The organism is Rhodococcus sp. GXMU-t2271 (genome assembly GCF_041414735.1).
Lineage (GTDB): Bacteria > Actinomycetota > Actinomycetes > Mycobacteriales > Mycobacteriaceae > Rhodococcus > Rhodococcus indonesiensis.
Map to the genome: position 1 here is coordinate 76,624 of NZ_JAUIZP010000003.1, position 14,072 is coordinate 90,695.

At 69.1% G+C, this 14,072-nt stretch carries 14 protein-coding genes; 8 read left to right on the forward strand and 6 right to left on the reverse strand.

What is annotated here, in order from left to right; all coding sequences use genetic code 11:
- The first annotated feature begins 86 nt into the window (after nucleotides 1-86).
- Together QYS60_RS02455 and QYS60_RS02460 are read left to right on the forward strand one after the other, a co-directional pair.
- Entirely contained in the window at nucleotides 87-710 is a 624-nt protein-coding gene (locus tag QYS60_RS02455; protein ID WP_371382331.1) for a GyrI-like domain-containing protein, read from the forward strand.
- Nucleotides 711-917: 207 nt separating this feature from the next.
- Complete coding sequence (locus QYS60_RS02460) at nucleotides 918-1,484, forward strand: dihydrofolate reductase family protein (protein WP_003939556.1); 567 nt, start codon at nucleotides 918-920, stop codon at nucleotides 1,482-1,484.
- Nucleotides 1,485-1,744: 260 nt separating this feature from the next.
- Here the strand turns inward: QYS60_RS02460 and QYS60_RS02465 are convergent, their stop codons facing one another.
- Nucleotides 1,745-2,929 carry an MFS transporter gene (locus QYS60_RS02465; protein WP_371382332.1) on the reverse strand — a complete coding sequence of 395 codons (1,185 nt, stop codon included), beginning with the start codon at nucleotides 2,927-2,929 and terminating at the stop codon, nucleotides 1,745-1,747.
- A 139-nt stretch (nucleotides 2,930-3,068) separates the two neighbouring features.
- Here QYS60_RS02465 and QYS60_RS02470 point away from each other — a divergent pair, with 139 nt between their 5' ends.
- Nucleotides 3,069-3,521: a MarR family winged helix-turn-helix transcriptional regulator gene (locus QYS60_RS02470; RefSeq protein ID WP_371382333.1), complete on the forward strand. Its 453-nt coding sequence runs from the start codon at nucleotides 3,069-3,071 to the stop codon at nucleotides 3,519-3,521.
- Nucleotides 3,522-4,178: 657 nt separating this feature from the next.
- Here QYS60_RS02470 and QYS60_RS02475 read toward each other — a convergent pair.
- From QYS60_RS02475 to QYS60_RS02490, 4 genes are read right to left on the reverse strand one after another with little or no spacing between them, the layout of a single operon-like run.
- On the reverse strand, nucleotides 4,179-5,792 hold the full coding sequence (locus tag QYS60_RS02475; protein WP_371382334.1) for an ArnT family glycosyltransferase: 1,614 nt from the start codon (nucleotides 5,790-5,792) through the stop codon (nucleotides 4,179-4,181).
- Nucleotides 5,789-7,222: a glycosyltransferase gene (locus QYS60_RS02480; RefSeq protein ID WP_371382335.1), complete on the reverse strand. Its 1,434-nt coding sequence runs from the start codon at nucleotides 7,220-7,222 to the stop codon at nucleotides 5,789-5,791. Before QYS60_RS02480 ends, QYS60_RS02475 begins: the two co-directional genes overlap by 4 nt.
- Entirely contained in the window at nucleotides 7,207-8,715 is a 1,509-nt protein-coding gene (locus QYS60_RS02485) for an archaeosortase/exosortase family protein (protein WP_371382336.1), read from the reverse strand. Before QYS60_RS02485 ends, QYS60_RS02480 begins: the two co-directional genes overlap by 16 nt.
- Nucleotides 8,685-10,658: a hypothetical protein gene (locus tag QYS60_RS02490; RefSeq protein WP_371382337.1), complete on the reverse strand. Its 1,974-nt coding sequence runs from the start codon at nucleotides 10,656-10,658 to the stop codon at nucleotides 8,685-8,687. Before QYS60_RS02490 ends, QYS60_RS02485 begins: the two co-directional genes overlap by 31 nt.
- A gap of 131 nt (nucleotides 10,659-10,789) precedes the next feature.
- Between QYS60_RS02490 and QYS60_RS02495 the strand changes: the two genes are divergently transcribed.
- From QYS60_RS02495 to QYS60_RS02510, 4 genes are all read left to right on the forward strand, one after another.
- Nucleotides 10,790-10,951 (forward strand): hypothetical protein, encoded by a 162-nt coding sequence (locus QYS60_RS02495; protein ID WP_193788730.1) that lies wholly within the window; start codon nucleotides 10,790-10,792, stop codon nucleotides 10,949-10,951.
- 219 nt (nucleotides 10,952-11,170) lie between these two features.
- Nucleotides 11,171-11,476, forward strand: a complete 306-nt coding sequence (locus QYS60_RS02500; RefSeq protein WP_289382290.1) for a SelT/SelW/SelH family protein — start codon at nucleotides 11,171-11,173, stop codon at nucleotides 11,474-11,476.
- Between the two features lie 157 nt (nucleotides 11,477-11,633).
- Nucleotides 11,634-11,786, forward strand: coding sequence for a hypothetical protein (locus QYS60_RS02505; RefSeq protein ID WP_160320122.1), 153 nt, complete (start codon nucleotides 11,634-11,636; stop codon nucleotides 11,784-11,786).
- Between the two features lie 47 nt (nucleotides 11,787-11,833).
- Nucleotides 11,834-12,661: a hypothetical protein gene (locus tag QYS60_RS02510; protein WP_371382338.1), complete on the forward strand. Its 828-nt coding sequence runs from the start codon at nucleotides 11,834-11,836 to the stop codon at nucleotides 12,659-12,661.
- Nucleotides 12,662-12,890: 229 nt separating this feature from the next.
- Here the strand turns inward: QYS60_RS02510 and QYS60_RS02515 are convergent, their stop codons facing one another.
- Complete coding sequence (locus QYS60_RS02515; protein ID WP_371382339.1) at nucleotides 12,891-13,067, reverse strand: hypothetical protein; 177 nt, start codon at nucleotides 13,065-13,067, stop codon at nucleotides 12,891-12,893.
- A gap of 260 nt (nucleotides 13,068-13,327) precedes the next feature.
- Between QYS60_RS02515 and QYS60_RS02520 the strand changes: the two genes are divergently transcribed.
- Nucleotides 13,328-13,978: a hypothetical protein gene (locus QYS60_RS02520; protein WP_371382340.1), complete on the forward strand. Its 651-nt coding sequence runs from the start codon at nucleotides 13,328-13,330 to the stop codon at nucleotides 13,976-13,978.
- The last annotated feature ends 94 nt before the right edge of the window (nucleotides 13,979-14,072 follow it).

Sequence of the window (14,072 nt, forward strand, 5' to 3'; positions counted from 1 at the left end):
GCGGCCCGCGCGCGAGATGTTCTCGTACTCACTCAGCCTGCTCGAGGCGGAAAGGACGTGGCTCGCAGCGCGAGTCCAGGTATCCAATGACGGAGAAGACTGATTTCAAGATGACCCTCGACGCCTATCAGGCACGACGGGGCAAGTTCCGCCTGGTCGACGTACCGACGATGCAATACCTCATGATCGATGGTCATGGCGACCCCAATACCTCTCCCGACTTCGACCGGGCAGTCCGCGCTCTGTACCCCGTGGCGTACAAGCTGAAGTTTGCCAGCAAGCGCGATCTGGACCAGGACTACGTTGTTCCGCCACTCGAGGGATTGTGGTGGGCGGACGACATGGATTCGTTTACCGCGGCGCGGGACAAATCACGATGGGACTGGACCATGATGATAATGACGCCGGACTGGATCGACCATGCGATGTTCGCCGCGGCCGTCGAACGCGCCGGAGCCGGGAATCGCCCCCAGGGCCTCGACGACGTCCGCCTCGAGACGCTTCACGAAGGCCGATGCGTGCAGACATTGCACGTCGGCCCCTTCGACGACGAAGCTGCCGTACTCGCGCAACTTCACGAAGAATTCATCCCGGACAACGAATTGCGCCTGACCGGCAAGCATCACGAGATCTATCTCACCGACTTCCGCAGGACCGCGCCCGACCGACTGCGCACCATACTCCGACAGCCGGTCGCCCCAGTCCCTTGACACCGAGCGAGAGCCCGATCTCGTCGATTCCGGTCAGCCGGCGCTGCCACCGGTGCCCACTCCGGCATCGTTCGGCCGTGAACCGGAGGCGGTGCTTCCGGCCTGCAAGTGGGAGGGGGCCGCCTGACGCGCGTCCGTCCACAACGATTCGGCAATAACTTGTGCGGCGTCGCGATGAGTTTCGCCCTCCGGGGCAGTCTGATCTGCATGGGCAAACTCATCTATGGCTTCAACGTGTCGGTGGACGGGTACATCGCCGATGCGCAAGGAAACATCGACTGGACCGATCCGAGCGAAGAACTACACCAGTACTGGAACGACTTCGAGCGGGAGACCGCCCTGTCGTTCTACGGGCGGCGGCTCTACGAACTGATGGCCGCGTACTGGCCGACTGCCGACGAGGCCCCGGACGCCACCCCTCTGATCGTCGACTTCGCCCGTGTCTGGCGCGACATGCCCAAGGTCGTGTTCTCGCGCACCCTGGAGTCCGTCGACTGGAACTCTCGCCTGGAACGCGGTGACCCGGTCGAGGTGGTGACGAAGCTGAAGGCCGAAACCGACGGGACGCTGGAGGTGGCCGGCGCGACGCTGGCCGCACCGATCGTGCAGGCGGGACTGGTAGACGAATACCGGCTCGTGGTCGCCCCCATCGCCGTGGGCGGCGGCACCCCGTTCTTCCCGACACTGCCGTCATGGATCTCGCTGCGACTGTTGGAGAACCGCACCTTCCCGGGTGGCACGGTCCTGCTGCGCTACGAGGCGAAACACGACTGATCGGCCACACACCTCCAGGCGAGCTGCGGATGCACTACGCGATACACGACTCGAGCGGCCCGCAAATCATTGCTGCTGGACGGCGGCCGCGCGGAGTTACGAGAACGCTCTGGCGGAGTCGTTCTTCCAGAGCCTGAAACATGAATGACCGGCTACGAGTCCCTCCCCGCATTGCGGATGGGCGGTCGCGTACCCGTCCCGTGCCCACCGCGAACTGCGAGCTTCGGCGGTCCGGTGGACGCGGGGTCAGCGCACGAGGGTCAGATGCGCACGAGCGTCGAGTCCGCCGGCGCTTCGGCCCTCGGCCGATCCATCGCCGTGGCGATCAGCAGCACGACGAGGCCGGCGGCCGTGACGACTGCACCCATCCAGATCGGGGAGGTGAAGCCCAGGCCGGCTGCGATGGTCAGACCGCCGAGCCAGGCACCGAGGGCGTTGCCCACGTTGAAGGCGGCGATGTTGGCACCGGAGGCCATGGTGGGGGCGGCGGAGGCGTAGTTCATGATTCGCATCTGCAGACCGGGGACTGTCGCAAAACCGAAGGCGCCCATCAGGAACAGCGAGAGGATCGTCATGGTTCGGTTGTCGGCGGTCGCGGCGAAGACGATCAGGACGGCGGTCACCAGCGCGAGAATCCAGGTCAGCGCCGGGGTGAGGGCCCGATCGGCTGCCTTGCCGCCCAGGTAGTTTCCGACGAACAGGCCGGAGCCGAAGACGATGAGCAGCCACGGCACGCTGGCCGTCGCGAAGCCGCTGACCTCGGTCAGGGTGAAGGCGATGTAGGTGAAGGCGCCGAACATGCCGCCGTAGCCGAGGACGGTCAGCGCGATCGAGAACCAGACCTGCTTGTTGCGGAACGCGTGGAGTTCGCCGCGCAGGCCGCCGTGCGTGGCGGCCGGGGGAGTGGCCGGCACGAGAGCGATGATGCCGGCGAGTGCCACCACGCCGATCGCGGTGATCGCCCAGAAGGTCGAGCGCCACCCCAGTTGCTGCCCGAGCAGGGTGCCGAACGGGACTCCGAGGACGTTGGCGATGGTGAGGCCGGCGAACATGATGGCGATGGCGCCGGCGCGCTTGGAAGGTGCGACCATGTCCGCAGCCACGACGGACCCGATGCCGAAGAACGCGCCGTGGCACAGGGCCGCGACGATGCGTCCGCCCATCATGACCTCGTACGACGGGGCGAGGGCCGACAGCAGGTTGCCGACGATGAACAGCACCATCAGGGACAGCAGGGCCCGTTTCCGGTCGAAGCGGGTGAGGGCGGCGGTGAGCAGGATCGCGCCGAGGGCGACCGAGAGTGCGTACCCGGAGATGAGGTAGCCGGCGACGGACTCGCTCACGGCGAAGTCCGCGGCGACCTCCGGCAGCAGTCCCATGATCACGAATTCGGTGAGGCCGATCCCGAATCCGCCCATGGCGAGGGCGATGAGGCCTGAAGGCACGTCGAGTTCCTTTCGAAGATCTGCGCGTCAGCGCATAGAGCGCGTGTGCAGTAGTTGCAGACGCCTCATAAATAGTTGCACGCGCTCTATACATGCGCAAGCGGGTAGTATCGGTGAGGGCAGGAAGCGAGGAGGCGACGTGGGCATTGCGGACGACGCGGTGGAGATCCGCGCGCAAGGGTGGCGCACGCTGGCAGCGCTGCACGGGGCGCTCGACACCGAGCTCGAACGCGCCCTCCAGCAGGAGCACCAGCTCTCGGTGGTCGAGTACACCGTGCTCGATGCGCTGAGCCGGCAGGACGGCTGGCACATGCGGATGGCGCAGCTCGCCCGTGCGGCCGCGCTGAGCAGCAGCGCGACGACCCGGCTGGTCAATCGTCTCGAGAAGCGCGGGTTGCTCACGCGGATCCTGTGTGAGGACGATCGCCGCGGCATCTACACCGAACTGACCGCCGACGGGCGCGAGCTGCTCGACAGTGCGCGTCCGACGCACGACGCCACCCTCGAGGCCGCCCTCGGCGAGGCGTGCGAGATCCCGGAGCTGGCCCCGTTGGTGCGCGCGTTGCACGAGCTGCCGCCCAGCCCGCGCTGATCCCAGGCGCTGTGCGCCCGGGCGCACGTCGCCGGATCGAGTGCGCGTGCTCGGTTCCGGCAGAGAAGAATCCGGGACGGCAGAGCAGTCGGAGACCCTTCGGGTCCCTGACTCGTCGGCCCCTTCCCCAAGCAAACCCACGGACCATGCCCCGATACCGCGTCTCGGCCAGCACGTCTGGCCGCCTGCCGAAAAGGCAAGCGGCTGAGCTGGACCCGGTCGGACGTGTCGACCCGTGCTCGATCGGGTGCCCGGTGCCGTTCACCGGGACGGTGGATTGCCGGATGCGGTTGGTTAGCGTCGGACCCGCACGGAAAACGACGTGACCGCGTGCGCCTCGGTCACCGGAACGGCCCTCGCACGCACGCAGGGAAACACCGACAGCCCCGGACCCGGCGGTCGGGTGCGGGGCGGGGTGCAGGTCAGGTCGTCGGCGGGCAGGTCAGGACGGAAGACGACGCCACGTCGGGGTGCGTGGCACGCGGCCACTTACGGGGATACGCGCCGGGAATCGGCGTGTGGATACAATCCACCTCACGGTGCATGACAGCTCCTACTGTCTTGTGCCCAGACCCCGGTTCGGTGTTGGCGCACCGGCCGGGGTCGCCCCGTTATCGGGGTCGGTGCAGCGATGGTGGCACGCGGCTCGCGGGTGCGTCAACCGATCCGGTACAGACGCCAGGTCGGCTGGTTGTCACCGTCGTTGGGGATCTCCAGATCGAGGGTCGCGATGTCGGCGCCGTTCTCGAAAACGGTGGGGTAGCGGCGGTTCACCGCGTCCGAGACGCCGCGGCCCTCGTTCGGCACGGTCAGCAGATAACGCACGCCGTTCGCGGCGGGATCGTTGAGGATGCGGGTGAAGTCCGCGTCGGACGGGATGACGAACTGCTGCGGCCGGTCGGTCGCGGTGAGCACCGCGAACCCGTATACGGTGTCCATCACCACCGAGCCGTCGGGCAGGTCGAGGCCGTCGAGGTAGTCGGCGATGCGCCGTTCCGTGCCGAACGAGGCGATGATCCGGTTCTCCTGGTCCCGCAGCTCCGACGTGTCGTCCGGGTCGGGAAACAGCACGGTGCGCAGCGCGTGCTGCTCCTGCGAGAGGTTCGCATCGCCCATCGCGACGAACGTGATCGGTACCGACACCGCGAGCGCCAGCGCCCCGACCGGTGCGAGGGAGTCGCGGTCCTGCGGCCGCGCCGTCGCGTGGGCGCCGAGCCGGCGTGCCTTCAGCTGCCCGCGACGGGGCGCGAGCTGCACCACCCACATCGCCGCCAGCGGCACCGCGGCCAGATAGAACCGCAGGAACGGGAACGTCATGCCCCGGAAGTACGACAGGGCCGCGAACGCCAGCACCGCCCCCAGCACCACGAACGGCACGACCGGCTCGAAGTCCCGGCGGCGCCACGCCAGCACCGCGACCACCGGCGCGAGCAGCGGCAGCGCCGGCCCCAGCACCAGGATCTCGGCGACGGAGAACGCCAGCGCCGCCAGGCCCCCGGCCGAACCGCCGCCGCTCTGCTCGAGGATCGCCGCGTTGCCGTACGCCGACGAGAACTGCTGCAGCGCTTCGCCGGTGATCAGCCAGCTCGTCGCCGCCCACACCAGGAACGACAACGCCACCGGTGACGCGACGAGGATCGCGTCGAGCAGCGCCGGGCGCCACCCGCCCGTGCGCGACCGCGTCACCGCGACGACGAGGACGGTGACGGCCGCGCCGACGGCGAGCGCGTCGTACCGCGCCAGATACGCCAGGCCCACGGCGATCCCGGCGACGGCGAGGTCGTGCACGTCGTCGGTGCTGATCCACCGCACCAGCCGGCGCGTCGCCCAGCACAGCAGCATCAGGAACGGCGCCTCGCTCATGCCGTTGGCGCCGTAGTAGACGATCATCGGGTTCAGGGCGAACAGCACCGTCACCGTCCACACCAGCCACGGCGACGCCCCGCGGTCGCGGGCGAACAGGTGCACCTGGGTGACCGCCCCGGCCATGAACGGCGCCGACATCACCACCGCCGTGATGCCCCACCGGGTCAGCGCCGGCCACCAGTCCGACAGCGCCACCAGCGGCAGCTGCAGCAGCGCCGTCAGGGGAGTGAACACGAATCCGATCGCCGCCAGGTGTGGGTCGCGGCTGTGCAGGGCGCTGCGCGCGGCCGCGACGCGGCTGAGCGAATCACCCTGGAAATAGGCGACATCCAGCGCCAGGTACAGGCCCACCGCCGCGTACAGCAGGCAGGACAGCCAGAACACCCGGGCGGCGCTGCTCCTCATGAGGACAGCCCGTGGAAGGTCTTCTCCCAGTAGGAGGGATTGCGGATCAGCTGGTAGGTGCCCTTGATCGCGGCCACCGACATCATCAGCCAGTACAGCGGCACCGTCAGGCACGCGAGCCACAGCGCGGAGTTGCCGGTCTCCCGGCACGCGACCAGGTTCATGTACAGCACCGCCGAGTTGCCGAACACCAGCGAGATCAGCGCGGGGAAGTACACGTACCAGGGGAAGATCTCCTCGACCAGGAACGGCTGACCCAGCAGCCAGGAGATGGTGATCAGCCAGAACACCATGTTCAGGCACGCGATGATCGGCGTCCCGGCGAGCAGGGTGGTGAACCGGAGCATCCCGACGGTGCCGATACCCCGCCACAGTTGTACGGGCCGGCGCACGTGCACGAGCCACGTCTGTAGATATCCCTTGTACCAGCGGGAACGCTGCCGTATCCAGTTGATCGGATCGCTGTTGGCTTCCTCGAGCGTCGTCGAGTCCAATACGGCCGTACGGTAGCCCGACTCGGCGATGCGCACCCCGAGGTCGGCATCCTCGGTGACGTTGTACGGATCCCACGCGCCGATCTCGTCGAACACGCTGCGTCGGATGTGGTTCGACGTACCACCCAGCGGGATGGGCGAATTCGAGCGCATGAGCCCGGGCAGCACGAAGTTGAACCACAGCGCGTAGTCGGCGGTGAACCACCCGGTGAGCATGTTCTGGGTTCCGTTGTGGAACGCCAGCTTCGCCTGCACGCACGCGACGTCGTCGCCGAGCCGGTCGAACGCCACCGCCACCCGCCGCAACTGCAGCGGCTCCGGTAGATCCTCGGCGTCGAAGATGGTGACGACGTCGCCGGTGGCGAAGTGCAGCCCGTAGTTGCACGCCTTCGGTTTGGTCCGTGGATCCGCCGCCGGCACCAGCAGGATCTCCACGATCTCGCCGAGGCCGGCCTCCTGCGCCGCGGCGATGGTGACGGCGTCGTCCTCCTCGAGCAGCAACAGCACCTGCAGCTTCTCGGCCGGATAGTCGATCGCGGTCATCGCCGCGATCAGATCGCCCACCACCTCCGGCTCGTTGTAGGCCGGCACCAGCACCGTGTACGTCGGCAGATCCTGCTCGGGCACGGCCCGGGCCACGTCGTCGTCGACGGTGAAGATCGCGTCGCGCGCCAGACCGCGGGAGAACAGCAGCAACCGGTCGGCGAGCGTGGCGATGTACCCGGCCGTGCACACCGCCGTGAGCACGGTCAGCGTCGGGATCGTCGCGAACACCAGCGCCAGGATCACCACGGCGACCAGGCCCAGCGTCAGCCACTTCTGCCACGGCACGAACGCCACCGACGCCGACGACAGCGGCCGCTTCTCCCGCAACCCGTACACCGCGTCGTGCAGCGCCGCGGCCTTGAACTCCTCGTCGACTAGATTCCGCGCCACTGCGCCTCCACCAGTTCACGGCCCACCTCGGTGAGCATGTCCAGGTCCTTGTACTCGGGGTCGGAGTCCTCCACCGACGCCCGGCCGCGCAGGAACACCGACAGCAGCGCGCTCGCATTCGACGCCATGTTCGGGGTGGGCTGGGGGAAGGGGGCGTCGAGCTCGTGATTGTCGACGGTCAGCAAGCTCACCCGCTGCGCGAGGGCGTCGCCGCGTGTCCAGACGAAACTCATCAGGCTCCACGTGAGCAGCAGCTCGTCGTCGACGACGGTGAAGAAGTCGGCCTGCACACCCCGGCCGAGATCCACCCGGATCTTCGGGCTCACCCGCGCCTGCCCGAGGTCGTACATGGTGTGCACGGGGTACACCTCGAACACCCCCACCCGCCGCACCTGCAGGGTCTGCACGGCGACGGTCCGCGGGCGCGAGAGCCGGTCCCAGTCGGCGCGCGGTTCGACGGCGCGGATCATCTGCCGTCGCAGCTGGGCCGTGGAACCGAAATATCTTCGCGGCCAGTCGTAGTCGATGGATTCGAGCTGATACCAGCCGGTGGGGACGACCTGGCTGACGGTGCCGCTCGGCGGCGGCCCCACCGACACGGGCGTGAGCTGCTGATCGGGCAGCGGCGCCGCGGCCAGCACGACGGTGGCGGGCACGATCATCAGCAGACAGCGGGCCGCCTCCCGCGGCGACACCGGGTTCGGCGGCAGGGTCCGCGGCGCCAGGCCCCGGTACCGGTACAGGTAGAACGCGGCGCCGACGACGAGCGCGGCCACCGCCGACGGCACGATCTGCGCGACGACGATCCGCGCATCCGGATAGCGGGTGGTCACCGCGACCAGCAGCGCCAGGCCGAGCAGCATCGTCGCGCAGAACCCGATCAGCGCGCGGCGCCGGGTGCGGCCGACCGCGACGGCGATCGCAATCGAACCCAGCAGCACCATCAGGAACCCGGCGGCGAACTTGCTGCCGCCGAGCTGCACGAGCATCGCCCGGTAGGCCAGCGGCGAGGTGCCCAGCAGCAGCAGCCACACCGGCCAGTAGCGGGAGGCGACCCTCAGCCCGAACAGCAGCACGCACATGCCGATCACGAACAGCCACGCGGACAGCACATCCAGGTGCATCATCTGATAGTTCGGCCCGTACCGCGGCAGCAGCAGCCACTTGACCGCGATCGCGATCAGCAGGACGGCACCGCCGACGATCCGGTCGGTCTGCCGGTCGTGGATCGGCAGCTCACCGCGCCGGCGCCGGGTGACGCCCTCGGCGGCCAGCACCGCGAACGGCGGCACCAGCGCCACGTAGCCGCCGCCGGTGCCGCGCGCGACCTCCTCGACCAGCGTCTGCCATGTACTCCAGTAGCCGATCAGGGTCGCGGCGACGACGATCGCCCAGCGGGCACTGGTGTGCGCGAACAGGGTTGCGCGTTCGGCGCTCGTCACGGTGCTCATGGCGGGTCCGATCAGTGCGGGCGCGGCCGGCCGCGACGCCATCGCAGCGCGCCGATCAGCGCCGCGGCGAGACCGGCCGCGAGGACGAGGCCGCCGCCGACGAGCACCCACCTCGTCGACACGGCGAGGGACTGCTGCGCGGTGGTCTCGGTGGCCGGGTCGGTGAGCGCGAGTTCGACGGGGTCGCGGTCCGCGGTGGTGAACAGCACGTCGCCGTCGAGTTCCGCCCAGCGTTGCGGCTGCGCGGCGAGCCAGCCGAGGGTGCGGTCGAGTTCGCCGGGCACGTCGGTGGCGGCGGCGACGAGGACGGCGCGCTCGCCGTCGCGCGCCACCTGCAGCGACGCGAACTCGACGTCGGTGGGGAAGGTGACGGTGGTGGCGTCGCCGGTGGCCGGGTCGACGAGGTCGAGGGTGCGGCCCTGCGTGCCGGCCAGCGGCAGCTCGAGCCCATCGGGGACGCGGCCGTCCGCAGCGACGACGATGGCGGGGGTGCTGCCGCTCGCGGCCTCGTCGAGGCTCACCCATTCGGGGTCGAGCGGCACCGACGTCAGACCCTGCAGCCCGGCCACGAGCGCGACGGCCCGTGCGGTGTCGGCGATCCCGGTCTCGGTGGCGGCGACGTTGACCTTCGGCAGCAGCGCCTGCGGCAGCGACCGGAACCCGCCGGGCTGCGGCGGATCGGCGGGTTCGGTGGTGACGCGGCTGCCGGCGTCGACGGTCAGCGTCATCGGCTGCTGCAGGCCGCACTGGTGGGTGCCGCCGGTGGAGCGCAGGGACACCACGACGTCGGTGACCCGTCCGAGCACGGTGTCCGGCACGGTGATCCACCGATCCAGCCGGCCCGTCGCGTCGGCGGGCCACGAGTCGACGACCGTGTCGCCGACCGTCACCGACACCAGGCCGCCCTCGGTCGTGGGCAGCGGGGTGTAGGAGCCCTGCAGGTTGATCCGCACATTGTGGGACGGGCGTCCCAGACGGGTCTGGTCGATGCCGAGCGGCACCTCCACCACGCCGACCCCGGTGTCGGTGAGGGCCCCGAGACCCAGTTCGCCGAGGGTTGTCGCGTCGGGGGATAGCCGCGGCGGCAGGCCCAACGCGCCGACGGTGGCGGCCGAGGCCACCGCGACCGACGAGATGTCGCTCGTGACGAGGCGGGCCTGGTTGCGCAGCGCGTCGGCGTTACCCGTCACCGCCAGGGCCGGGGGGCCGCCGGGCACGTCGACGAGGGCGGCGGCACCGTCACCGTCGGTTTCGACGATCGCGATCTGCCGGGTGAACGGGCCTGCCGGGGTGGGCGGCACCGCGTCGTCGCCGGGCAGGGGCTGCACCGTCACCCGCAGTGGCCGGCCCGTGTATTGGGCGGTGACGGCCGCGGTGAGATCGAGCGCGGTGGCCGACTCGGCAGGGGTGGGGTCGGCGGGCAGTGCGAGTTCCAACGACTCGAGGATCGGCGGCAGGAAGTCGGCGACCACGGCGGGTGGGGTCGGTGCCCCGGTGTAGCGGACGCGTCCGTCCCGCAGCACCACCGAACGATCCGTCCAGTCCTCGGGGCAGATGCCGTCGAACGGCAGCAGGTGGACGGTGAGGGTGACGGTGACGGCGCGATCGACGATCGGTGCCGCCTCCAGGGGCAGCGACACCGGCACCAGGGTTCCGGCGGCGGGCAGATCGATGCGGGCGAGCAGCAGGCCCTGCGACTCGACGTCGATCCAGCCGCGGGAGACGTTGGCGGGCATCTGCACCGTCGTGTCGAGCGCGGCAGGCCGCAGCCCGTCCGGAACCGGGACGGTGAGGGTCGCGGTGTCGCTGTGGCCGCGGAAGGCGACGGTGTCGCCGAATCCCAGCGTCCGCGTGCCGAAGACGACGTCGCCGGGCGGGTCGACGGGGTCCTGCGCGGCGGCAGGTCCCGCGGCCAGCACGGTCAGCGCGGCGAGGGCGGGGACGAGGAGGGCGTGTCCGGCGCGGCGAATTGTCTGGGTCGGCACGTCCGGAACTTTACGGTTGTTCGGTACGGAATGTGGGACAAGTGGGGCAACACCGCGCTAGGGTGACGCAATATCGGTCACACTTGCGTCCGCGTTACCCATCGGCGACGAACTTCGTACACACTGGGTGTATGTGGTGGTGGGTTGCGGCGATCCTCGTCGCCTGGCTGATCGTCTCGCTGGCGCTCGGCTTGCTGCTGGGCAGGGTCCTGCGCGTCGCCGACACCGAGGAATCCCTCGTCGAGATCCAGCGCGCCGAGCGCGAACGCGACCGTCACAGCACCCAGTCCTGACCGCGCGTCACCGCCTCGACCGGCACAAGATCATTTGTACTCGCGAGTAACTATCTATAGGACTAGTGTTTCCGTGTCGCCTTCCTGTCCCCCCTGCGAAGGCGACAACTCGCGAGCCGGTTACCCCCCATCACCGGCTCGCGACGAGGCCCCGCCGATTCGCCACCACGGTCGGCGGGGCCTCACCTTCTTCGAGCGGCCGGCCGATACTCTCGGGCGGTGACCGAGCCGCGCACCGCACCCCGCATCACCATCACGTACTGCACACAGTGCAACTGGTTGCTGCGGGCCGGCTGGATGGCGCAGGAACTGCTCAACACCTTCGGCACCGATCTCGGCGAGGTCGCGCTCGTGCCCGGCACCGGCGGGATCTTCGTCGTCACGGCCGGTGAGCGGACGGTGTGGGACCGCAAGGTCGACGGCGGTTTCCCCGACATCGTCACGCTCAAGCAGCGGGTGCGCGACGTCGTCGATCCCGAGCGCGATCTCGGGCACGGGGACGCCGCGCGCCGGGCGCAGGACTAGGATTTCCAGGGCCGTATCCGGCACCGATGTCGTCGGCACGGCCCATTTCCGGCCGTGCCCGTGTTTTCTCGTCGTCGGCGGGTGGTGCGCTGTATCGATACCCAGTCGTTGTGGCTGCGCAATGTCCGTCCCCGGATTTCGGGAGCACACTCAGGCCATGCCAGTCGGTCAGAAGTGGTGCGAAGCCGAGAACGAATTCTTCCCGGCGGAGGAGTTCCGGGGCGACGTGCATATGCACTGCCAGGGCCGAGCGTGGGGAATTCCGGACAGTTACGTGATGCCGTCCAAGTCGGCCGAGGAAGCGGATTGAGATCACCGCTCGCCGTGGTGCGATCGTGGAGTCCTGCCACGAGACGTTTGCAGGAACTCGAACGGCTCCGGTTGGAGGCCGAGCGTGCGGAAGAGGAGCGCCGCGCCGCACTCGACAAGGCGACGACCGATTTCCAGATGGCCGGCTGGGCTGCCGAGTACGAACTGCGGAAGGTGTTCCAGGAGAACCTGTACGACGCATCGAAGGGCGGCTTCGAGCGAAGCCGTGACAGCGCGAAATTCGTGCAGACCGCCGCCGCTGCCATCGGAACCATTTATATCGGCGTGCTGGGTGTCTCGTTCTCCGTCACCGACAATTCGCTACCCCTGCGCGGGGTCTTCGCCCCGCTCTTCCTGGGTATGGCCGTCGCCTTCTCCGGGTTCTATCTGGCCTTCCTCATGCCGGCGAGTCGATCCACGTTGCAGCCACCGGTGGGTACCCTGCACAACCACCAGATGCAGAGGTTGATCTTCTTCATGGAATGGGTCAATCGTGCGACGGGGCAGCGACGGTACTTCATTCAGGCGAGTGTGCTCAGTCTGGCAGTGGGGCTCATCTTCATCGTCGCCCCGTTCGTCAGCAGTCCGCGCCCTCCCGACATTCCTGCCATGCCCACCCCGCCGACCGCGCCGGCCGCGACAGACCCGGCTCTGCAGCCCCGCGCGGTGGAGTTGTTCCTCATCCAAGTCGACGAATTCCGGCGGGCGGTTCTCGAGCGAAACAACGCAATAGCGGAATCCGCGCAGCAGAGTGTCGAATTCGAGAAGCGGGAAGGTCGTTTGAATGCGTGGTCCGCTGCCCTGGCCGGGGTGGGCCTGATCGTCGTCCTCGTGGTTCCGGTCTTCTTCTCGCGGGAGCGCGCTCCTACGCCGTGACGTCGAGCGCCGAGCACTGCGGGTGCTGCACCGTCGCCCGGCCGGCCACCGGAAGTGCGGACACCGGGAGTACCGATCTGCTTCCCCACATCCTTCCCGCTGCGATCTGCGCCCTCACGTCCGGGTCCAGTCAGTGCGCTCTGGTTCCGCTTCCCGCGCCGGGCGGCGTGATCGGCGCTGCCGATCCGGTGTCCCTTCCCGTGGCCGGGTAGGACCGAGGCGGACGTGTTCAGACTCCGACCGGCGTCCGGACGATCGTTTCGGGCCTGGTCGGTTCGGCCGGCACTTCCGTGGCACGCGCCGGGCGGGACCGTTCCTCCCTGAGCCGGACGGCGTCACCGGCCACGACCGCGACCAGCACCGACAGCGCTGCCCACAGAACCAACAGGCACAAGACGATGTCCATGGGTCGAACCCTAAACGATGCCGACCGAGTCCATCGTTTCGTCCGCGGTGACGGGCGCGGGCTGGAATAGTCCGCTGAAACGACACCGAGAGTGCAGATTGGAGGCGTGGGGTGCGGGCGCGTTGGGGCGCGGCCGGAAACAGACCGACCGACTCGCATGTGAGGCCGCCTCGGGTTACGGTGTCTCCGAACATTCCGACCGGGGGGTCGAAGTGGACGCCGCGACTTCTCGCGGAGACGCCGTACTCGAGGGAGCTTTGATGCAATCCGTTCTGAAGAAGACTGCCGTGACCGTGGCCGGGGTGGGAGCGCTGGCGCTGTGCGTGCCGGGGACCGCGTCCGCCGCAGGCAATCCGAACGTCTCGGCCTCGGGCACGCCGGGCTCGATCACCGTCGACTTCGACTTCGCCGGGGTCGACGTGTCCGCCGGTGTCACCTGCGTGTCGTACGTGTCGACCAAGCAGAGCGGTCTCGACGCCGCCGACCCGTCGGGCCGCGCGGACGCGCAGGCCCCGGGCTCGAAGTTCTCCATCGAGAACACCAGCACCTCCGCGATCACCTTCGTGCAGGACGGCCAGCCCGTCTCGCAGGGCCCGCAGCCCATCGCCGCCGGCACCTACTACGTGTACTGGGGTTGCCAGGACGCCGCCGGCACCCAGTGGGACAACGTCGGCCTCCGCTCCGGCGCACCGTTCCAGGATCCGATCGTCGTGAACATCGCCGGTGACGGCGCCGCTCCGGCGCCCGCGGCCCCGGCCGCGCAGTCCGCGCCGACCAAGTCCGAGGGCGCCGTGCCGCAGGCCGAGACCGAGGACGGGCCGAGCACCGACGACATCATCGACACCCCCGAGGAACTGATCGGTCTCGTGATCGACCTCTTCGGTGGACTGCCGGACCTCTCGCAGAGCTGATCCCGAGCGCCCGCTGGCGGCATCCCCTGGCGGGATGTCGCCACGGCGTGCTTCCGGGACGACGACTTCGTGCGCGCACGTCTCGCTCCTGCGT

Bases quoted from the DNA above. Each gene is read 5' to 3' on its own strand.
- QYS60_RS02455 (WP_371382331.1), top strand. From the start codon at position 87: ATGACGGAGAAGACTGATTTCAAGATGACCCTCGACGCCTATCAGGCA.
- QYS60_RS02460 (WP_003939556.1), top strand. From the start codon at position 918: ATGGGCAAACTCATCTATGGCTTCAACGTGTCGGTGGACGGGTACATC.
- QYS60_RS02475 (WP_371382334.1), bottom strand. From the start codon at position 5,792: ATGAGGAGCAGCGCCGCCCGGGTGTTCTGGCTGTCCTGCCTGCTGTAC.
- QYS60_RS02485 (WP_371382336.1), bottom strand. From the start codon at position 8,715: ATGGCGTCGCGGCCGGCCGCGCCCGCACTGATCGGACCCGCCATGAGC.
- QYS60_RS02495 (WP_193788730.1), top strand. From the start codon at position 10,790: ATGTGGTGGTGGGTTGCGGCGATCCTCGTCGCCTGGCTGATCGTCTCG.
- QYS60_RS02505 (WP_160320122.1), top strand. From the start codon at position 11,634: ATGCCAGTCGGTCAGAAGTGGTGCGAAGCCGAGAACGAATTCTTCCCG.
- QYS60_RS02515 (WP_371382339.1), bottom strand. From the start codon at position 13,067: ATGGACATCGTCTTGTGCCTGTTGGTTCTGTGGGCAGCGCTGTCGGTG.
- QYS60_RS02520 (WP_371382340.1), top strand. From the start codon at position 13,328: ATGCAATCCGTTCTGAAGAAGACTGCCGTGACCGTGGCCGGGGTGGGA.